Genomic DNA, 20835 nt, shown 5'->3' with positions numbered 1-20835 from the left:
GCTAACGCCAATTTTGCATTTCAATTAATCGTGATTCTGTTCGCGCATATTCAAAGGCTAACTTTTTCCCTTGATATAAATCAGCAATTTCTACCTCGCTACTTAGCACCAACAGCTTGCCACGATCGTAAAACTCATCTACCAGCGCAATAAAGCGGCGCGCTTCATCATCAAGTGTATGCTCTTGTAAGTCTTGATGTTCACGTTGATAACTGTCTTCAATACCATGCACTATTTGTTTTCCAGTGGCAGCCAACCCCATTACTGGAATATCACACACATAAATGCGTTGGTAATGCTGCGCTAAATAAATGTAATCTGCGGTGCTGCGCGGGCCTGAGCACAGCGCCATAAAATCGAACATAATGGCATTATTACTGCGTTGTAGACATGCAATGTTACGGCCACAAATAGTCACGCGCTTAGCTGTGAGTAGTTGATCTGCAAAAGCTAAAAAATTGCTGTGTAACTGGTTTTCAACAGCGCTATTAAAGTAATAAGTTGCATGCTTGCCAAATCGAAAACGGTGATCAACAACGCCAGCAATATTAATAATATGGCAATGAGTTTTTAATAATTCGATGGTGGGTAAAAATCGCGCGCGCTGTAAACCGTTATAGTAAAGCTGATCTGGCTGACAATTTGACGTAGCCACTAATACCACACCTTTGGTAAATAGTGCCTTAAACAGCCCTGCCATGATCATCGCATCACCAATATCAGAAACAAAAAACTCATCAAAACAAATGAGTTTCAGTGTTTTTGACCACTCGTTGGCTATTTTATCAAGCGGGTTTTGCAGCCCTTGTAATTGCCCTAACCGGGTGTGAACTTGGGCTATAAAATGATGAAAATGTAGCCGTGTTTTTTGCTCGATCGCAACACGCTCAAAAAACACATCCATCAACATCGACTTACCCCGCCCTACTGGACCATATAAGTAGATACCTTGTGGACTTACCGACTTACGCCACCATACATGTGGCCGTTGTAGCGCTTGAGCAAGCTCATCAAGCGCCTTTACAGCCTTAAGTTGGGCATCATCGCGCTGAAGTTTGCCACAATTAATTTGCGCATAATAATGCTGTAATATTTGCCCGCTTGGCACTGTCATAGACTGTATTGATTGGTTATACTCGCCACCATTGTAGCTGACTAAAAATGTGAACCCAATGAAATTTCCTTGCCGCTTAGATAAATTTATTAGCCATCTAGCTGAAATACCACGTACTAAAGCCAGAGCGGGCATTAAACGCAAAGACGCGACAGTAAATGGCGAAGTGATCACCGCTTATGATCATCAAATCACAGCCACTGATGCGATTATTTTCCAAGGTAACTCTTTGGCATTTTTAGGAAAGCGCTATTACATGCTCAATAAACCAGTTGGCTATGTGTGCGCCAATAGTGATGATTTACATCCCACCGTATTTGAATTACTGGACGAACCTAACATGAGTGATTTTCATGTTGCAGGGCGTCTAGATCTGGATACCACAGGGCTGGTCTTAATCACTAATGATGGCGATTGGTCGCATAAGATCACCTCACCTAAACACAATAAATTTAAAACCTACTTAGTTGAAACACAAGAAGCACTCACTGATGAGGCACTAGAACAACTGCGCCAAGGTGTGCAATTACATAACGAAAAAGAGCTAACTCGCCCGGCAATCGCAGAGCAACTGGCCACTTACAGCTTGCGGTTATCAATTTGTGAAGGTAAATATCACCAAGTCAAACGTATGCTCGCTGCGGTTGGAAATAAAGTAGTTGAATTGCATAGAGAAAAAATAGCAAATATTGAACTTGATGGCACTCTTAGCAGTGGCGAATATCGACTTTTAAGCGCCGCAGAGATCACGCTTTAGCGATCGAAAAGGGAAACTTGAGTAAAAGTCACGTCAAAATCCCTTATTATTATTAATTAAAACTAACATCTAGCCGATAAACATGGTAGAAATTTAAGGTCAATAAAAATAATAAGGGGCGCAATGTGCTGTCAGGTTTAGCATTAAGAACTAAAATAATCTTGTTTGCTGGAGCGATGTTTATAGCACTTAATGCTATTGCATTACTGGGTTTACAATCTCTTCGTCACGCCAGTGAAAACGATAATATCGCTCGTATCAATCAGCTGATGAAAAGCACTGCTAATATTGTTGAGCAGTTTGAATTACTCGCAAAAAATGGCCAGTTAAGTGAACAACAAGCGCGAGAATTTGCCACCCAAATGTTGCGTGAAAATAAATACCACGACAGCGAGTATGTCTATGTCGTTAATGACAAGCTCGACTTTATTGCCACCCCACACGATCCGCAGCTGCATAACACCAGCTTTAATGATTTTAAAGATGCCAGTGGTAATAGTATTGGCCGTATGGTTGAACAGTTAGTTGGCAGCCAAACCAATAAAATTATTACCTATCACTGGGATTCAGTGCGCGACGGTGAAACCGTTGATTTAACTTCTGTAGTACAAAAAACCCCGTACTTTGGCTGGTATGTGGGCACCGGGATCAGTGAAAAAGAAGTGGATGAGCGTTACTGGAATACCGCTAAGTGGTTAGTAGGTTTGTCACTTATTATTGCACTTGCTTTAACTGCTGCAATTGCGCGTTTTGGTATTTCACTCAGTAACGCATTAGGCGGTGAAGTAAATGAAGTTATTGATATTGTTAAGCAAGTTTCACGCGGCAATCTCAATTCACAGATCCGCACCGATGCCCAACCAGAAAGCATTATTGCCGCTATGCACTATATGCAACAAGGCTTGCGTGGCGTAGTTGGCGGCATTAAAGATGTCACTGACAGCTTAAAAAATCAAAGCCTCGATAACGAATCACGCTCTACGGAGCTGGATAAACTAACGCGCAGCTTGAATGAAGAAACCCACATGGTCGCATCAGCTATCACAGAGTTAACCGCATCCGCACAAACCGTTGTTGAACATGCCGAGCAAGCCGCTTACTCAGTGCAAGAAGCTGAACGCCAAGGCCAAAGTGCAAACCATTTGACAACTGAGGCAGCAGATACCATTGCTCTTTTAGAGCAACAAATTGACAGCGCTGGTAATAACATCCAACTCCTTGATGATGAAGTAAATAATATCGCAAATGTGTTAAGTGTGATTCAAAGTATTGCCGAGCAAACTAATCTCTTGGCACTCAATGCCGCGATTGAGGCAGCCCGTGCTGGGGAGCAAGGGCGAGGCTTCGCGGTAGTTGCTGATGAAGTACGTCAACTAGCGCAACGTACGCAAACCAGCACTGAAGAAATTCGCACTATGATAGGTAAGTTACAATCTGCGACCAAAGATGCTAAAACATCGGTAAATTTAAGTATTACTACCAGTGAACAAACCGTTGCTAAGTCTAAAGATGCCAGCGAAGAGCTGCAACGTGTTGCTTCATCGCTCAGTGCGATTGCTCAAATGAGCCATCAAATAGCGATTGCAGCCAAAGAACAACTGGATGCCGGAGAAGATACCGCAAGACGTATTGTGACCATCTCTGATACCGCGTCACAAACCGCAGATGTATCACATCAAGCCCATGCTGCAAGAGACTTAATTAAAGGCTTAACCAACAACCTAGAGACTGAAACAGACAAATTTAGTTCTTAATCGGTTATTCACACAACAAAAAACCCGCATCGCCTGCGGGTTTTTTATATATCTAGCTTTTTATCAACGGTACAAATTAACCTAAGATTTAATCTGCACCAGATCAAAGTCAGCCATACTTGGCACGATCATTTGTAATCGCGATTCGGTGACATCCAGTGAGTTTAAGCATTCGCAGTATTCTGACGCTTTAAGCTCTAATTGTTGGGCTTTCTTCTGTAGTGACTTATCGATTTCTTTAGAAATAATATCCATGCGCAGCCCCATGTCATTGATGCGATCTTCGATATTACCTTCGCGAGACTTAAATGCATCGCCAAGCGAAACTAAAATGGCACCAAGAGAGCCGTGAACGGCAGAGTGAATTTTTTTGCTGATCTCTTCTGTAAAAAAATCATCGATTTTTGAAAGCGATTGAGGCGCGATAAAAAAGAAGTCATCCCCGCGTTTAAACTTGTCCATTAAAGCACGTTCTACATATTGCAATTGCGTTTTCAGTACTTCAGGTTCTTTGTCTGACATACCTTCAACAACTTGCTCTATGGCACTTAAGCCAAGATTGACACCATCGGTTGCCAGCTCCACCAGCTCCGGCACAGTATCGCGAATACCCGCACTGAACTGCATTAATACCTGGCTTTCTTCAGGGCTCAAATCTATCCAATAACCACGAATAAACAATTGATTATCATTGTTGATTTGCACACGAGTTTGGCCTTTATCAACAATACGAATGACATCATCGGTGATGATCAAACCATGTCTCAGCTCAACTTCACACACGGCTTTAGCACTAACATTAAGACTTGATAGTGCTATGGACATCGCCAATATCGAACGAGATAAAAACGCCATAAACACCTCAAAAAGACTAAAAATGGAAGGCGGCTAGGTTAACAAAAAACCAGTTTTATGCAAGAAAAATGGTAAGCGCGATTTTACATCGCGCATGAATAGAGCAAGTGCGCGGGATAAACCCGCGCCTACATCTAAATAGGTGAGCCGGGTGGAATTGGTAATGCCTTAAAGTTTGCAGGCCAATTACCCGTTGTTAAGAATTGTTTAACTTGATCAGCTAAGTATTGCTTAAAAGCGCTTTCGCCAACATCCGCACTGCTAAGTAGCGATTCTTGTTGATAGGCCTTAGCAAGTTTTGTTAAGTAATAACGCAACTGAGCTTGCACTTCTGGAGCCACTTTATCACTGGCTACTAAGTCAGCAAATTGCTTTGCTGTTAGTAATTGCACGCGTTGGTTAATCTTACCCGCCATGCCTTTTTTACTCTGGCTCAAAAACACCTGCTGATACACTTTTGCAAGCAGTTCATCCAAGCTAAAAAATTCTTCGCTACGCGCTTGCTGCTGCGCTAAACGATTTAATCGTTGGCTATTTAGCAATAACGCTAAACTATGCTGTGCTGCAACTTCGGGGAGCGCCATTGCGTCTAAGGTTAGGCCAGTACGGCCAACAATGCTTTCGCGGCTTTTAGATTCGCCATACGCTTTGGGTGGAATTAGCGCTAACACGGATTCTGGTAATACTAAATTGTCAACATTCAAGGTGGTTAACAGCGCCTCTAACGCTTGTTGCTGAGTTTGTTTAGCAACCACTTGCGCGCCTTTGACGGCACCTTCACCACGCACTTCGTACTCATAATCAACACCCGCAATCAGTTTTACAGCAGACTCGACCTGATAACGATGAAATAAATACAGTGGAACCAACATTTCTTCCAGCTGAGATAGAGACGTGCCGACCTTGATATTGTTAATACCAAAATTAGCCAATGCTTGTTGCCTTACATTAAGTACTCTTAATAATTCTTCACTTGGCGAACTGCCGTTATCCCATAAATGAGCAGTGGGATGGGCGCCACCTTGAGCACGTGCGTCACTATCAGAGATAAACTCCAGCCCTTTAGCTTGGTTATCAGCTAAAATTGCTGCCAACTCGGCACTTTCATCAAGGTTACGAAAATCACTGTAACCGTACTTTATAACCTGAGTATCCCACTGGCCCATACCATTTGCATAACCACGGCTAACATCCAGCTCACCTTTGTCATTAAAGCCGACTAATGGGTGCGGGTAATCCATCACCGAAGCACGATCGGCCACCGATGCTGAAAAGTTATGCGCAATACCGAGTGTGTGGCCAATTTCATGGGCACTTAATTGACGAATACGGTTAAGCGCCATGGCTTGTAATGTTTTAGCGACTTCATTGCCCTGTAAATAAGGTGCAGCAAGGGCTTCGGCAATTAAAATATCTTGGCGCACCCGTAATGAGCCTAAGGTAACGTGCCCTTTTAAAATCTCACCGGTGCGCGGATCAATTACCGAGCTGCCGTATGACCAACCACGGGTTGCGCGGTGCACCCATTGGATCACGTTATAGCGAATATCCATAGGATCAGCGTTATCTGGTAATACTTTAACAATAAAGGCATTTTTATAACCCGCTTGGGCAAAAGCCTCATCCCACCAGTTTGCGCCCTCTAAAAGCGCTGTTTTTACCGGCTCAGGGACACCCGGATCTAAATAATAAATAATCGGCTCAACCGGTTCGCTAATAGGTAAGTTTGGATCTTTTTTGCTAAGGCGGTGGCGTGGGATATAACGCACCAGCATAGGTTCATCTAATGGTGCGGCATAATCTTTATGTTCAATACTCCAATAACCTGATTGCGGATGAAATATACGCGGTGTGTAATTGTCATCGGGTAATTCAATTAAAGAATGATGCATATGTACAGTTAAGGCATACGGATCAGCACTGACTTGACGAATATATTCACCTGGTTGAGTGCCATTAAAGGTCAATACGGCTTCCAACTCGGTGTTTTTCATAAACGCTTTAGAGCGTTCCATGTTTACCGCACTGCGGCTTTCATCAAGGCTAAAATTGCCTTGCTTGCGTGCTGCAAGCGTTCGGCTCACACCATGTACATCACTTAATAAATACGGCGTGTAATCAATCAGCACTGCTTGTGGACTTTGTGCCACCACTTTAAAACCCGCTAAAATACTTGATGCAAACGCTTCTTGAATACTTTTTTGTTCGGCTTTATTACTGGTATTTGCACGGTAGTAGGTATTAATAGCCCGCAGCATGACTTTATCGCCAAAGCGTTCAAACTGCACTAAATGTGTATTACCTAATTGACCACGATCCAGGCCAATATCATTAGAGCCCACTCCATAAGGTAAGCTTTGCTGTAATAGAAACTGCTGTTTGAATTTATTTACTTTTAAGTAAATTTTGCCGTTTTCAGTATCATAATAAAAAGAAAAATAGCCCGGAAAATGATTCATTTGCTCAGTAAAATCATTAATAGACTTAATTGCTGCGTGCGCTTGGGTTATCATAGTCAGCAACACAGTAAAGAGTATGTAACGTATCGATGGTATTTTTTGCATAATCTTATCTTTGTTATTCGCGTTTTAAATACTTTCAAGGTGTATCCAGTATAGGATATTACACCTAAAATACAGTTATTTAAGACGAAATTCAGCGCTTGCTGTGATGATCCCTCTCACCCTTATGATTATCATGGCTTATAACGTTATCAGGAAAATAGAATGCGTAGACTACCTCCAGTATTACTTGAAGACGGTTGCCCAAGAGAGCTAATCTCATTGATCCGAACAGTTTTAGCGGCTTGTAAGGAAATTTCTTTTCGCGTAGGCCAAGGTGCCCTATCGGGTGTACTCGGTTCCACACTTGATGAAAACATCCAAGGCGAGACACAAAAGAAACTCGACGTGCTAACTAACCAACTGTTAAAAGATATATTACTGGAATCAGGCTACGTAAAAGCCATCGCCTCAGAAGAAGAAGATTACACTGTTGCCGGTAACCCAGACGCTAAATATATCGTGGCTTTTGACCCATTAGATGGCTCGTCAAACACAGACATCAATTCATTGGTCGGCACGATTTTCTCTATCATGGAAGCGCCAGAAGGCTCTGATCCAGCAGATCAAAGTATCTTTATGCAGCCGGGTAAAAACCAAGTTGCGGCGGGGTATGTTTTATATGGCCCATCAACTGTACTTGCGCTAACCACAGGTAAAGGCACACGCTTCTTTACACTAGATAAAACGCACGGCACCTTTTTACTAACCCAAGATTTTGCCCAAGTGCCTGTTGATACCAACGAATATGCCATCAATGCGTCAAATCAACGCCACTGGCAACCGGCGATGCAAAACTACATTAATGACTTAATCGCTGGTGACACAGGCCCACGAGCGCGTAACTTCAACATGCGCTGGATTGCCGCCATGGTCGGCGATGTGCATCGTGTATTATGTCGCGGTGGTATTTTTACCTACCCTACCGACACTAAAGATCCAAACAAACCAAATAAACTGCGCCTACTTTACGAAGCTAACCCAATGGCGATGCTAATCGAACAAGCCGGCGGTATTGCATCAACTGGTACTGAGCGCATTATGGATATTCAACCTGATGCCATTCATCAACGGGTAGCAGTGATTTTAGGTTCGAAAAACGAAGTAGAGACTTGTTTGGGATATCATAAGTAACTAGCTGTAAGCTGTGAAAATATAACCTTGTGGGTTTTGCCTGCAAGGTTTTTTTATATCTGAAGCTCGAGACGGCTGACGGCCAATTTAAAACAAAAAACCCAGCCTAGGCTGGGTTTTTGATATTCATAGAAAACTAAAATTACTTGATTTTAGCTTCTTTGAAAAGAACATGTTTACGGATTTTTGGATCAAACTTTTTGATTTCCATTTTTTCCGGCATGTTACGCTTGTTCTTGTCGGTAGTGTAGAAAAAACCAGTACCAGCTGTAGAAACTAAACGGATCTTATCACGCATGACTCAGGTCCTTAAACTTTTTCGCCGCGAGCACGGATTTCAGTAAGAACCGTGTCGATGCCTTTTTTATCGATAATACGCATACCTTTAGTAGTAGTGCGTAATGTTACAAAACGTTTTTCACTTTCAACCCAAAAACGGTGTGTTTGTAGGTTAGGTAGGAAACGACGTCTAGTCGCGTTTCTCGCGTGTGAACGGTGATTACCAACCGCAGGACGCTTACCTGTAACTTGACATACTTTAGACATGTCTATATATCTCCAATAACTTCGCTCGAGCTTAATTTTCCCCTAGGCTATGTATTTTGTGCCCCAGGGATAAATCGAAGGGCGCTCTTTATACAGCTTATACAGGCAAAGATCAAGTGATTGATCTAATCCAATCAGCTCATGTGTAAATTTGATAGCGGCTAATTATAAAGATCGAATGCCCTTAGGGAAAGCAAAAACTGCATTTAAATTAAACTAATTTGCAAATAAGTGCTAAACCGCTCATTTTTAACACGCTTAGTGATTTGAATGCACTTAAATCAAGCCTCGTTCTGCGAACGAAACGCAATTATCGCCGCCAACAATGATGTGATCTAAAATATTTATATCAACTAGTTGTAAAGCTTGCTGCAATTTAGTGGTAATTAATTTGTCAGCTTGACTAGGTTCAGCAATTCCGGAGGGATGATTATGTGCCAAAATTAGCGCCGCCGCATTATTTTTCAATGCAGCCTTGAGTACTTCACGCGGATAAACTGATGCGGCGTTAATTGTGCCGTAAAAAAGCGTTTCCTCTTTTATTAAGCGATTCTGACTATCTAAGTACAACACCATAAACACTTCTTGCTGTAACCCACGCAGTTCAAGGGTTAAATAGTCATACACTGATTGGGGGGAATTAAATACGGCATCCCGCTGACATTGTTCCATCATATAGCGACGACTCAACTCCAGCACAGCTTGTAATTGTACAAACTTGGCTGTCCCTAAGCCTTTTTGTGCGCAAAAATCATCAAGGGATGCATTAAATAAATTATGTAAGGTTCGATTTTGTGTCATCAAATGCTGCGCAAGCTCAACAACATTCATACCTGGCAAACCGGTGCGCAAAAATATGGCTAATAACTCAGCATCACTTAACGACTTAGCCCCTTTGGCTAATAACTTTTCGCGTGGCCGCTGGCTAGTTGGTAAAGAGGTCAATTGCATTATTTCGTCCCTGAAAAGTAATCTTATCTTCTAACTGTAATGCAAAAATAAAATTTCGCCTGTTAACTTCCAATAAAATTCCCTATTAAACCTTCGTCCATAGCACAAAGATTTGCTATCGTTAGCACATATCGACAAAGAGTTTCAGCAGAGTATGACAAAGTTAATGACCAATTTACCGACAGCACAAGCAAATAAAAAAATTGTACTGGGGATCAGCGGTGGTATTGCCGCTTACAAATGTGCCGAACTAGTTAGGCGTTTAAAAGAGCATGGTTGTGATGTCAAAGTGGTGATGACTGAATCAGCCAAACATTTTATTACTCCACTTACTATGCAAGCAGTTAGTGGTGAAATAGTGTCAGACTCTTTGCTTGACCCCTCAGCTGAAGCCGCAATGGGCCATATTGAATTTGCAAAATGGGCTGATTTAATTTTAGTTGCACCAGCTACCAGCAACATCATTGCTAAAATGGCCGCAGGCATTGCCGATGACCTACTCACTACCTTGCTATTAGCCACACCTGCTAAAGTAGCCGTAGCGCCAGCGATGAATCAACAAATGTATGCACACCCGGCTACGCAGGCTAATTTAGCAACCTTAGCACAGCGCGGCATTGCTATTTGGGGCCCAGGAAAAGGCGAGCAAGCCTGTGGCGATGTAGGTGCAGGGCGGATGCTTGAACCTCATGAACTGGTTGCTTTATGCACACAACCTGCGCAGCCACAACTGCTTGTTGGCAAAACCATTACAATTACCGCAGGTCCAACCCGCGAAGCACTCGACCCGGTGCGTTTTATATCGAATCACAGCTCTGGAAAAATGGGCTACGCGTTAGCGCAAGCAGCCTTGTTATTAGGTGCGCAGGTTAATTTAATTTCCGGCCCTGTTACAATCACTGCCCCTGCAGGCGTTAACCTTATTAAAATAGAAAGTGCAGAGCAATTACTTGAACAAGCGCTTATTTTTGCCCCTCACTCAGACGCATTTATTGGCTGTGCGGCGGTTGCCGATTATCGTGCAGCCGCGGTTGCCGAGCAAAAAATGAAAAAACAAGGAGACGAACTGACTGTTACATTAGTGAAAAATCCTGATGTGATTGCTGCCGTTGCCAACTTAACTGATGGCCGCCCTTATACCGTGGGTTTTGCTGCTGAAACGCAAAATGTTGCAAGTTATGCAAAAGGAAAACTGACCAACAAAAACTTAGATATGATCTGCGCTAATGACGTATCACAAAATGGCCTTGGCTTTAATTCAGATCATAATGCTTTAACATTATTCTGGCACAATGAGCAAAAAGAATTAACTATCGATACCAAAAGCGCATTAGCACTGAGTGTAATGACAGAGCTTGCGAAACGGTTGTAAAAAGGCTGGCAAGAAGCTGAATAAAACATTAACATAGCCTTAATCGCTTGTTCAAAAAGTGAGTGGTATTCAACCACAAAAGCTAAGTAAATTATTATAAAAGAAAGGAATGTTCATGCCTGCGACAAAAAGAAGTAATCGCAAAGAGCAAATACTACAAGCACTCGCACAGATGTTAGAAACCAGCCCAGGTCAACGTATCACAACAGCAAAACTAGCTGCTGAAGTAGGTGTATCTGAAGCAGCGCTATATCGTCATTTCCCGAGTAAAGCACGGATGTTTGAAGGCTTAATTGAGTTTATTGAAGACACGTTACTTTCGCGTATTAACTTAATTCTTGAAAATGAAAAAGAGACGCAAAGCCGTGTCTATAATATTTTATTGTTACTGTTGGCCTTCGCTGAAAAAAACCCCGGTATCACCCGCATTTTAACGGGTGACGCACTGCAAGGTGAGCAAGAACGGTTACGTGAGCGTGTACAAGGTTTGTTTGAAAAGCTTGAAACTCAGCTAAAACAAGTACTACGTGAACGAAAGCTGCGCGAAGGCAAAACCTTTCAAAGTGATGAGCTAACTATAGCCAACTTTTTACTTGCCTATATCGAAGGCAAAATGAATCAATTCGTACGCAGTGACTTTAAAGCGAAGCCTAGCGCACAATTTGAAAAGCAGTGGCTAGAGCTGCAGAAGATTTGGTTATAGCACCTAGAACCTAGAACCTAGAACCTAGAACCTAGAACCTAGAACCTAGAACCTAGAACCTAGAACCTAGAACCTAAAATTATCAACCTTGCGAATTCCCTCGCAAGGTTTTTTATTTGTTCAACCTCGATTTTCGACCACTTATCGTTTCTACTCGAATTGTTTAACAAACCCGTTATGATGGAGGTGATTAAATAACAAGAGAATCAATAATGAAAGCCCAACTTTCCCTACTAAGCATTGCCCTCGTTGCAAGCCTAAGTAGCGCTGCTGCCGATGCAAAAGATGCGCTACAATTTAAAAATGTATTCGACTTTAAAACCGCTAAAGCAACACAATTATCTGAAAATGGCGAAATACTCAGCTTTAGTGCCACACCATATCGCGGCGATGCAACAGGCCAAGTTTATACTTTAAACAATAATAAACTGCTTGCCGAAATTGAGCGCGGCACTAAACCTACCATCAATAAAGCAGCCAACTGGGTAGCCTTTACTCAAGTCCCTACTTTGCTTGAAAAAGAAACCAGTAAAAACAAAGACACCCTAAAAAACAATTTGGTTTTGATTAATACAGCCACTGGTAAGCAACAGGTTTTTGAAAACCTAAAAGACTATCAACTTGCTGATAATGGTAACTGGTTAGCGTATCGCTTAGATAAAAAAGCCGATAAAGACGATGCAAGTGCAGATAGCGATGATGCAAAAAATACAGATAAATCAAGTGAAATTAAACCAGACAAGAAAGATAAAACATTTGATTTGATTGTTGTAAATTTACAAGATGAAACAACTTACACTGTAAATAGCGTGTTTAGTTACGCTATTAATGCATCAAGCAACGAGCTACTTGTTAGCCAAAGCTACCCAGATGGTAGCGATAACCAGGTGGCGTTAATTACATTAAATAGTACTTTTGAATCTAGTGTATTAATTGACGAACCAGGCATGGTGGCAAATAAAATAGCTTGGCACCCAACAAAAAACATTGCCGCATTTACACTTGGTAATTATGTGAATGACGATATGCGTCGTCGCGATCATCAACTCAAACTATGGCAAAACGAGCAACTCACAGATATAACCTCACCTGAAAAAAATTGGACTATCGGCAAAACAGCAAAATTGAGCTGGTCCGAAGACGGTGAACGCTTGTACTTTGAGAATCACCCTAAGTTAGCAGCAAAAATTACAGAAAAGAAATACACCGATCAAGCCTCGTTATTTGATTACGATACAATACGCGATCAAAAAGGCCTTAATGTTTGGCATAACAACGATGCCGAAATTAAACCACGCGAACAACAACAGTGGAATGAAACGAATAAGAATCGCCATTACCAAGCTGTTTACCATCTGAATGGCAAACAAGTTGCGCAACTAAGTAGCACTGACATGCCTGATGTAGCGCTGAACACTAACAATCGCACCGCATTACTTGGTTCTTCAAACTTACCTTATCTTAAACGTATAATGTACGGTGGTTTTTTTGCCGACTATTATGCTGTGAATGTTCAAAATGGTGAGCGCAAAGCAATTATCAGTGACTACCCATTTAGACCTAGCCTGTCGCCAAATGGTCAATACGCCACTTACTTTGAAAATAGCCAAGTGCAACTTAAAGATTTAGGTAGCAATAAAGTAAGCACCCTAACAAAAGCAATTCAAGCAACGTTCGCCGATGATCAACACGATTACCCATCAGCTCAACCAGGTTATGGTGTTGCAGGTTGGCTTAACGATAGCAGCCAAGTATTGGTGTATAGCAAATACGATATTTGGGCATTTGACGTTAACACCCTAAAAGCCACTCGGTTAACTAATGGTAAGGTAAGTAATACGCAGTATCGGGTTATCAAACTTGATAAAGACCAAGTCGGCTTTAAGCAAGATGAAACTTTATTACTTAGCGCTACAAACTTACAGCAAAAACAAACAGAGATAGCAAAACTTAACCTTGCCGATAACTCTGTTAGTAAAGTATTAAGTGGTAAAAAACGCTTTGATGTAGTGAAAAAAGCGAAACACGCCGATAAATATTTATTTACCGAGCAAACATATCAGCAATTCCCTGATTTTTATCAAAGCGATTTTAGCTTTAACAAAGCAAAACGCGTTACTGACTTAAACCCACAAGTGAATGATTTTGCATGGGGACAAAAACCTGAGCTAATCAGCTATAAAGGTTTTGATGGTGAAGACTTACAAGGCGTATTAATTAAGCCCGCGGGCTATAAAAAAGGCGATAAAGTACCAGTCGTGGTATATTTTTATCGTTATATGAGTCAGCGCATGTATGACTTCCCAGCGATGGAGTTAAACCACCGCCCCAACTTTCCTATGTTTACTTCAAACGGCTATGCGATTTTCTTACCTGACATTCGTTTTGAAATCGGTCACCCTGGTAAATCATCAACCCAAACCATGATCAATGCTACGCAAAAACTGATTGATTTAGGTATTGCTGATCCTGATAAAATTGGTCTGCAAGGTCACTCTTGGGCGGGCTATCAAAGTGCCTTTATGATCACTCAAACCGATATGTTTAAAGCCGTCGTATCGGGTGCACCAGTGTCTAATATGACCAGTGCCTACAGCGGTATTCGCTTAAAATCAGGCTTAGCACGTCAGTTCCAATACGAAACTGGACAAAGCCGCATCGGTAAGACCTTATTTGAAGCACCAGAGCTGTATATTGAAAATTCACCGGTATTTTTTGCAGATAAAGTAAATACGCCGATTTTAATCATGTTTGGTGATAAGGATGACGCTGTGCCATGGCACGAAGGTGTGCAGTATTATTTAGCGCTGCGCCGTGCTGGTAAAGATGCGACGTTTTTACAGTATGAAGGTGAACCGCATCACTTAAAGAAATTCCCGAACCAAGTGGATTTTTCAATTCGGATGATGCAGTACTTTGATCATTACTTAAAAGGCAAACCAGCCGCTAAGTGGATGACTGAAGGCGAAGCATTTATTGAAGAATGAGCTGAGGAATAAACAACTATAAATTAAAACGCCCAGCAATTGCTAGGCGTTTTGTTTCTCATAAAAAAGCAACTTATGTCGATAATCTCAACAGCCTCTTGACTTAATATTTGTCTGTTTTAGCAAAGTATCTACTATTTATAGGCCTCTTACAAAGAGCGGATTATTCATTGCAGGATAATCCAAATGGGTCTGCTAGGCTTTTACTTGGCTCGGTGAACCAAACCGGCCCAGTTTTTGTCATATAAAAATGATCTTCCAAGCGCACACCAAATTGCTTCGGTATACAAATAGTTGGCTCATTACTAAAGCACATTCCAACACTTAGCTTAGTATCATCGCCACCAACAAGGTAAGGCCCTTCATGAATATCCAAGCCAATTCCATGGCCCGTTCTGTGTGGGACACCTGGTAGCGAATACTCTTCACCATACCCAAGTTCAAGCAATCGGTTTCTTACTTGCTGATCAACCGACGCACAAGTGTGATGTAATCTAGCAGCATTAAAAGCTACTTCCTGAAGCTCTTTTTCAATATTCCAAACTTGCTTTTGTCGTTTCGTAGGGATACCAAATACGTAACTTCTGGTTATATCGGATGTGTATCCCTTAAACTTGCAGCCAGTATCGATCAGTACCATATCTCCACTTTTCAGAGTTTGCCAACCTTTAATACCATGAGGAATTGCTGACGCTTCAGCAAAGAGTACTAAACAGAAATAAGAACCCGTTGCTCCTACTTTTTTGTGAGCCAGATCTATAAACTCAACGACATCTTTACTGCTAATTCCTTGGGACAAAATACTTGCAGCTGCTTGTTGTACTGCAAGTGTCATCTCCATTACTCGTTTTAATATCAGAATCTCCGCTTGAGACTTGATTTGACGTAATGGTTCAGTGATTTTATCGGCACAGCTAAATTTAAAGTTAGGCTCGAAGTCGGCTAATTTTTTTGCCATACCATGTTGCATTGCCCCGCATAACGCTAACTCCCAATTATAATACTCTGGTTTCAATTTAAGAAAAAACAGTTTAATGGCAAGCTCATATGGATTCTCGTGCTCTTGCCAAGTAACTAGCTCCCCCTCAACAATTATGCACTGTTTAAAGCTACTCAATTCAAAATTTGGAACTATGTATATGACAGGCCCTTCAACTGGAATTATTGCACCAAGTAGTCTTTCCGTTGCTCGCCACTGTATTCCTGTAAAATACGTTAAGTTACTGCTTGGTGAAATGAACATGGCCGCAACACACTGTTCTTTCATAGCACCCTGTGCTTTTAAAATTCGCTGTTGGTATTCTGAGACAGTTATATCCTCTATACCTTGTGACATATCAGTTAAGCTTGCTAGTGCCTCTTTAACTGTTTTCCCACCAACTCCAATTGACATGATTAAATACCTCTAAGTAAAAAAGCGGCAACTACTTTTCTATAAAAAATACCGCTAGAAGTTTAGGGAGATGTAAACTAATAAGACACTTTATTGCCAATTGGAGCAGGGTATATATCCAACCCAAATTTTTGCATCTCAATTTCAGGTGGAGCTTCTGAGCTCCACTTATTACTCGGCTTCAACCCAAATTGATTTTTCATACCAGCGAGATGTTCTGCACTTTTTACCGCAGCCAACAGCGGATCAATCACAGGCACGCCTAAAGCTTCTTGAACTTTCTTGTATAAACCAAAATTACATGTGCATCCAAGGATCAGTGCTTCTGCTTTATCCTCTTCAACAGCCTTACGTCCTTCCTCAATAATCCGTTGAATGGTGTATTCAGGGTCACACTGTAGGGCGTTTGCAGCTATATTAATTGAACGCATTGAAGATAGATAATTAGCAAATCCATAACGGTGTGCACGTTCAGTCATTTGTTCAATCCATTTTTCTTGCCCTACTATCACTGAAAACTTGTTCGCAATATTCGCCGCTACTTGCATACTAGCTTGGCAGGGAGCAACAACAATTGTGTTTTTACATATCTCGCGGCAATCTTCCAGTGCAGGATCATAGAAACATCCAATTACCATTGCATCAATATCATTATTATCAGAGTCATATGCTATGCGTGATATTTCTCCCCAGACTAAGGATTCGTAATACCGATACTCCAAATTATCCATCTTTATAGGGCTGTTTAGAGATACCACTTCGATGCTCGTATCTGTGTTGGCTACATCTTTAATCATTTGCCCCATCGGTTCATCATAAGAAGGGATGCTAATAGGGTTAAGCCAACGAAGTTTTATTTTTGAATTATCTGACATTCTAATTTCCTTTCTGATATTTTTTAACCAAGAGCTCTCTGACATTACCAAAGAGCTACATAGTAAAATTTGCTATTTTTCCAACAATATTTTAAGTTAATTACTCAAAGCCATAGACTTGTTTGGCATAATCTTGCGAGACATAGCCATTTTTTAAGTCACTTTCTATTGCTGAACGTTTTCTGTTTTTAGGGTCACCATAACCTGCACCATTAGCTGTTATAACACGTACAATATCGCCTTTATTTACAGTTACTTCTGTTGACATCGAATGACGCTCAACTTCTCCAGAAGTTCTCACGACATTAATTCTATTGGTAGTGCCACAATGGCCTCCTAGTAATCCCCAAGGCTGCTCTTTCGATCTTGTGTATGCACAGGTGAGGAAGCTTTGATCATTTCTTATGACATAATCTAAGGTTATACCTTTACCACCACGGAACTCTCCCGCGCCACCATCTTCATCATTCAATGCCATTTGTCCGACTGTTACCCCATATCGTGCTTCTGCTATTTCTGCAGGGCAGTTAAATGTATCGCCATGCATCGCTGAAAACATCGCGTTGACTCCATCAAATCCATGTCCTGCGCCCCACCCACCAATTTCAGGCTCTATTATTGAGTAGTGACGACCTGTATCTGGATGTGTGCCCCCCATGATAGTTGCACAAATTGACGAGAAGTTTCCTGCAGGGAGCTGATCAGTGATTTGCTCAGCTAAGCATCGCCATAATAAGTCGTTTAAACGGATCATTGTTTCAAAATAAATTCCGCAAGCTGCAGGCTCTATTGCGTGATAGATGGTACCTTCCTTTGTATTTACTATCATGGGACGGAAGCAACCACCATTGGCCATTTCTCTATCGCCGATTAACCCCATAAGCGCCATTTGGCAACCAAGTAACGTACCGTCTCTTGATAAGTTATCAGGGCCTGAGCTTTGTACTGGCGCATTGGTTAAATCTATATGTAATTCATCACCTCTGACTTCCATTGAAACATCTAGAATACTGCCATTATCTTGAAGATCCTGAATACTGTAGATACCATCTGGTAACTTTCGAATTTGGTTTCTCGCTAACTGCTCTCCAAAGTTTAAATACCCTTCAACAGCCGATAGGTAAGTATCTACTCCATATTTTTCTGCCAACTCGATTATTCTTTTAGCGCCCAGCCTCAATGCTGATACTTGTGCCCACATATCTCCTTTTAAAAAGTCAGGCATACGAGAGTTACATACGATCATATTGAAGACGCTATCTATAGGTTTGTCTTGTGAGAAGATCCTAACCGCAGGTACACGAATACCCTCTTGGAATATCTCTGTCGCATCAATTGACATTGACCCAGGAGATTTACCGCCAACATCATTCCAATGCGCAATATTTACGGTCCAAGAAATAATTTTGTGTTCACAAAAAACCGGTTTCAACAGCACCATATCGTTTAAATGTGTCACTCCACCATAATACGGATCGTTAGTTGCAAAAATATCACCATCATGGATATTTTCGGCACCATAAATCTCGATAACTTTTGCGACTGATTTATCTAAAGCTCCTACAAATGAGGGGATACCTGAGCCAGCACTGGCTAATTCAGCTTCAGGCGTAACAATAGCCGTTGCCATATCTAGCACTTCATAAATGATAGGGCTCATCGCAGTTTTTGCTATTGTAGAAAACATTTCATCGCTGATAGAGCGTAGAGAGTTTTGAATTATTTCTAATGTAATTGGATCATGTTTATTCATAATTACCTCTATTCGCTTTTCGTAATAATAATGTTTAAATAATCATCAATATTAACATCTTGATTAGGATGAACTACGATGGTGGTACCTGTCTGCTCAATAATTGCAGGACCTGAAAAAGACATATTTGGCTCAAATAAGTCGCCATTATAAATAACAGCTTTATGTGCTCCCTCAAGAGCATAATCAACAAGCCGCTCTCCTTTTATCGCTTCACTTAAGAAGCGACCTGATGGTTTTTTCTTAGACAGTTTTATCTTGCTAATCTCAGCCTGACCAACAAGGTGTAAGCCAACAAGCTCTACTGCTGAATCCAGTCGGTATGTATATTCTTTCTCATACATTTGCTGAAATAACTCGGTAACGTTTGCAACTTCATTAGCCACAAGCTCAATTGGCATGGGTACTTCGATTGAGTGTTCCTGATTTTGATATCTGAACTTTCCGAACACTTGGTAAGAGATGCGTTCTTCTGGCATGTTCTCTTCGATAAATGAATCGTGTAACTCATTTTTAAGCTGCTGAATTTGCTCATTGATTGCAGCAACTTTTGAGTTATCAAATGCGCAAAGGTAGGTCATTAATCGGTCTCGACGAATATCAGACATCATCATCCCCCACGCTGAAAAGACAGCGGCTGTGGCTGGGATAATGACTTTCTTGATGCCAAGCTCAGTGGCTAAAGCACAAGCATGCATTGCACCACCACCACCAAAAGCAACCATAGTAAAGTCACGTGGATCATGCCCTTTATTGATTGACACAAGTTTTAACGCGTTGACCATATTATTATTGGCGATCCGAATGACGCCACGCGCAACTTCAGTAGGTGTTAGTGACAACTTATCTGCAAGCTGCTGCAATGAAGACTCAACGCCTTGCATATCAGCTTTTATTTCACCACCACAGAAATAATCAGCATTTATTCTACCTAAGGCCAAATTTGCATCTGTGGTTGTTATGTTTAAGCCGCCCTTCCCATAAGCAACGGGTCCTGGTAATGCACCAGCACTTTGAGGGCCAACGTGCAATTTTGAGAACTCGTCTACCCAGGCAATAGAGCCGCCTCCATTGCCAATTTCAACTAAGTCAACAACGGGAACCATTATTGGGTAGCCTGCTGAGGTCTGACTCCGCTCGATGTAATAATCCGAACTAATCGGTACCTCGCCATTATTTATCAAAGTACATTTTGCCGTTGTACCGCCAATATCTAATGCAATAATATTTTTCTCGCCAATAATTTTACCAAGCGCTGCGGCTCCCCAAAAACCACTTGCTGGACCTGATTCAACCATAGTAATAGGTACTTGCTTAGCAGCTTGTAACGTGTCAACACCGCAGTTAGATTGCATTACATAGAGTTGCCCTTGAAAATCACGTTCTTTCAGTCCAAGGCTTAGATTTTCTAAATAACGAGAAGCGATTGGTTGCACATAAGCCGATAACACTGTTGTACTCGTGCGCTCATATTCACGCCACTCTCTTGATACCTGATATGAACAAATCACTTCAAATTCATCATCATAATTAGCAATAGCAGCAGCGATAGCACGCTCATGATCAGGGTTTATGTAGGCGTTCAATAAACAAATTGCAATCGCTTCAACCCCCTCACTCTTCATGCTTTTAAGCATTTCAGGTAAACAATCTAAATTTAGAGAGGTTTGAACTTCACCCAGATAAGAAATACGCTCTTCTATTTGATAGCGTAGATAACGAGGTACATATGGTTCTGGCTTTTGGTAATTTAGATTGAAAAAGTCAGGTCGGTTGCCCCGACCAATTTCTAAAATATCTCTAAAGCCTTTAGAAGTGATCAGTGCGGTTTTCGACCCTTTGCGCTCGGTCAATGCATTTATAACTACGGTTGTACCATGAGCCATAACATCAATATCATGTACATTAACCTGAGCTTTATCTAAAACGTTGAGTACTCCAGCCTCAAAATTTGGGGGTGTAGTATCACTCTTTGCTGTTTTTAATTGCTGAATACCAGAGTCAGTTGATTCACTAAAACATACTAAATCTGTAAACGTTCCGCCGACATCTGTGGCAACAAAAATTCGTTCTGTCATGA

General features: G+C 41.4%; 16 protein-coding genes. 6 read left to right on the top strand and 10 right to left on the bottom strand.

From position 1 onward, the window contains the following. Position 1 precedes the first annotated feature (1 nt). Positions 2-1114: a cell division protein ZapE gene (zapE, locus tag NDQ71_RS14915; protein ID WP_192542387.1), complete on the bottom strand. Its 1113-nt coding sequence runs from the start codon at positions 1112-1114 to the stop codon at positions 2-4. 58 nt (positions 1115-1172) lie between these two features. Between zapE and rsuA the strand changes: the two genes are divergently transcribed. Continuing rightward, positions 1173-1871: a 16S rRNA pseudouridine(516) synthase RsuA gene (gene rsuA, locus NDQ71_RS14910; RefSeq protein WP_192542386.1), complete on the top strand. Its 699-nt coding sequence runs from the start codon at positions 1173-1175 to the stop codon at positions 1869-1871. A 125-nt stretch (positions 1872-1996) separates the two neighbouring features. Then, entirely contained in the window at positions 1997-3625 is a 1629-nt protein-coding gene (locus tag NDQ71_RS14905) for a methyl-accepting chemotaxis protein (protein WP_192542385.1), read from the top strand. Between the two features lie 81 nt (positions 3626-3706). Here NDQ71_RS14905 and NDQ71_RS14900 read toward each other — a convergent pair whose 3' ends face one another. Continuing rightward, entirely contained in the window at positions 3707-4480 is a 774-nt protein-coding gene (locus NDQ71_RS14900; RefSeq protein WP_192542384.1) for a YggN family protein, read from the bottom strand. Positions 4481-4614: 134 nt separating this feature from the next. Next, positions 4615-7044 carry a zinc-dependent metalloprotease gene (locus NDQ71_RS14895; RefSeq protein ID WP_192542383.1) on the bottom strand — a complete coding sequence of 810 codons (2430 nt, stop codon included), beginning with the start codon at positions 7042-7044 and terminating at the stop codon, positions 4615-4617. Between the two features lie 162 nt (positions 7045-7206). Between NDQ71_RS14895 and NDQ71_RS14890 the strand changes: the two genes are divergently transcribed. After that, positions 7207-8175: a class 1 fructose-bisphosphatase gene (locus NDQ71_RS14890; RefSeq protein ID WP_192542382.1), complete on the top strand. Its 969-nt coding sequence runs from the start codon at positions 7207-7209 to the stop codon at positions 8173-8175. A gap of 142 nt (positions 8176-8317) precedes the next feature. On the opposite strand, the gene rpmG is transcribed toward NDQ71_RS14890, so the two are convergent. The 3 genes from rpmG to radC form a co-directional block, all read right to left on the bottom strand. Beyond that, entirely contained in the window at positions 8318-8473 is a 156-nt protein-coding gene (rpmG, locus tag NDQ71_RS14885; RefSeq protein ID WP_004335545.1) for a 50S ribosomal protein L33, read from the bottom strand. Between the two features lie 11 nt (positions 8474-8484). After that, entirely contained in the window at positions 8485-8721 is a 237-nt protein-coding gene (gene rpmB / locus NDQ71_RS14880; RefSeq protein WP_016708423.1) for a 50S ribosomal protein L28, read from the bottom strand. 276 nt (positions 8722-8997) lie between these two features. After that, complete coding sequence (radC, locus tag NDQ71_RS14875) at positions 8998-9672, bottom strand: DNA repair protein RadC (protein ID WP_064665420.1); 675 nt, start codon at positions 9670-9672, stop codon at positions 8998-9000. A gap of 166 nt (positions 9673-9838) precedes the next feature. On the opposite strand from radC, the gene coaBC reads away from it, so the two are divergent. From coaBC to NDQ71_RS14860, 3 genes are all read left to right on the top strand, one after another. After that, positions 9839-11044, top strand: coding sequence for a bifunctional phosphopantothenoylcysteine decarboxylase/phosphopantothenate--cysteine ligase CoaBC (coaBC, locus tag NDQ71_RS14870; RefSeq protein ID WP_192542391.1), 1206 nt, complete (start codon positions 9839-9841; stop codon positions 11042-11044). Positions 11045-11159: 115 nt separating this feature from the next. Next, positions 11160-11747: a nucleoid occlusion factor SlmA gene (slmA, locus tag NDQ71_RS14865; protein WP_192542381.1), complete on the top strand. Its 588-nt coding sequence runs from the start codon at positions 11160-11162 to the stop codon at positions 11745-11747. Positions 11748-11959: 212 nt separating this feature from the next. Beyond that, positions 11960-14734, top strand: coding sequence for a prolyl oligopeptidase family serine peptidase (locus NDQ71_RS14860; RefSeq protein WP_301561781.1), 2775 nt, complete (start codon positions 11960-11962; stop codon positions 14732-14734). Positions 14735-14897: 163 nt separating this feature from the next. On the opposite strand, the gene NDQ71_RS14855 is transcribed toward NDQ71_RS14860, so the two are convergent. The 4 genes from NDQ71_RS14855 to NDQ71_RS14840 form a co-directional block, all read right to left on the bottom strand. Next, positions 14898-16127: a M24 family metallopeptidase gene (locus NDQ71_RS14855; RefSeq protein WP_367318003.1), complete on the bottom strand. Its 1230-nt coding sequence runs from the start codon at positions 16125-16127 to the stop codon at positions 14898-14900. A gap of 77 nt (positions 16128-16204) precedes the next feature. Beyond that, positions 16205-17002 (bottom strand): aspartate/glutamate racemase family protein, encoded by a 798-nt coding sequence (locus NDQ71_RS14850; protein ID WP_301561780.1) that lies wholly within the window; start codon positions 17000-17002, stop codon positions 16205-16207. Between the two features lie 100 nt (positions 17003-17102). Continuing rightward, positions 17103-18755 (bottom strand): hydantoinase B/oxoprolinase family protein, encoded by a 1653-nt coding sequence (locus tag NDQ71_RS14845; protein ID WP_301561779.1) that lies wholly within the window; start codon positions 18753-18755, stop codon positions 17103-17105. An 8-nt stretch (positions 18756-18763) separates the two neighbouring features. Then, positions 18764-20833: a hydantoinase/oxoprolinase family protein gene (locus NDQ71_RS14840; RefSeq protein WP_301561778.1), complete on the bottom strand. Its 2070-nt coding sequence runs from the start codon at positions 20831-20833 to the stop codon at positions 18764-18766. Between the last annotated feature and the right edge of the window lie 2 nt (positions 20834-20835).

The organism is Pseudoalteromonas sp. KG3, assembly GCF_030436385.1.
Classification (GTDB): Bacteria; Pseudomonadota; Gammaproteobacteria; order Enterobacterales; family Alteromonadaceae; genus Pseudoalteromonas; species Pseudoalteromonas prydzensis.
The sequence above is the reverse complement of the archived record's forward strand: the minus strand, read 5'-3'. Positions and strand labels throughout refer to the sequence as shown.

Coding starts and splice junctions, on each gene's coding strand:
- NDQ71_RS14845 (WP_301561779.1), bottom strand. CDS start 18,755: ATGAATAAACATGATCCAATTACATTAGAAATAATTCAAAACTCTCTA.
- zapE (WP_192542387.1), bottom strand. CDS start 1,114: ATGACAGTGCCAAGCGGGCAAATATTACAGCATTATTATGCGCAAATT.
- NDQ71_RS14855 (WP_367318003.1), bottom strand. CDS start 16,127: ATGTCAATTGGAGTTGGTGGGAAAACAGTTAAAGAGGCACTAGCAAGC.
- NDQ71_RS14860 (WP_301561781.1), top strand. CDS start 11,960: ATGAAAGCCCAACTTTCCCTACTAAGCATTGCCCTCGTTGCAAGCCTA.
- rpmB (WP_016708423.1), bottom strand. CDS start 8,721: ATGTCTAAAGTATGTCAAGTTACAGGTAAGCGTCCTGCGGTTGGTAAT.
- NDQ71_RS14895 (WP_192542383.1), bottom strand. CDS start 7,044: ATGCAAAAAATACCATCGATACGTTACATACTCTTTACTGTGTTGCTG.
- NDQ71_RS14890 (WP_192542382.1), top strand. CDS start 7,207: ATGCGTAGACTACCTCCAGTATTACTTGAAGACGGTTGCCCAAGAGAG.
- rsuA (WP_192542386.1), top strand. CDS start 1,173: ATGAAATTTCCTTGCCGCTTAGATAAATTTATTAGCCATCTAGCTGAA.
- radC (WP_064665420.1), bottom strand. CDS start 9,672: ATGCAATTGACCTCTTTACCAACTAGCCAGCGGCCACGCGAAAAGTTA.
- coaBC (WP_192542391.1), top strand. CDS start 9,839: ATGACCAATTTACCGACAGCACAAGCAAATAAAAAAATTGTACTGGGG.
- NDQ71_RS14850 (WP_301561780.1), bottom strand. CDS start 17,002: ATGTCAGATAATTCAAAAATAAAACTTCGTTGGCTTAACCCTATTAGC.
- slmA (WP_192542381.1), top strand. CDS start 11,160: ATGCCTGCGACAAAAAGAAGTAATCGCAAAGAGCAAATACTACAAGCA.
- NDQ71_RS14900 (WP_192542384.1), bottom strand. CDS start 4,480: ATGGCGTTTTTATCTCGTTCGATATTGGCGATGTCCATAGCACTATCA.
- NDQ71_RS14840 (WP_301561778.1), bottom strand. CDS start 20,833: ATGACAGAACGAATTTTTGTTGCCACAGATGTCGGCGGAACGTTTACA.
- rpmG (WP_004335545.1), bottom strand. CDS start 8,473: ATGCGTGATAAGATCCGTTTAGTTTCTACAGCTGGTACTGGTTTTTTC.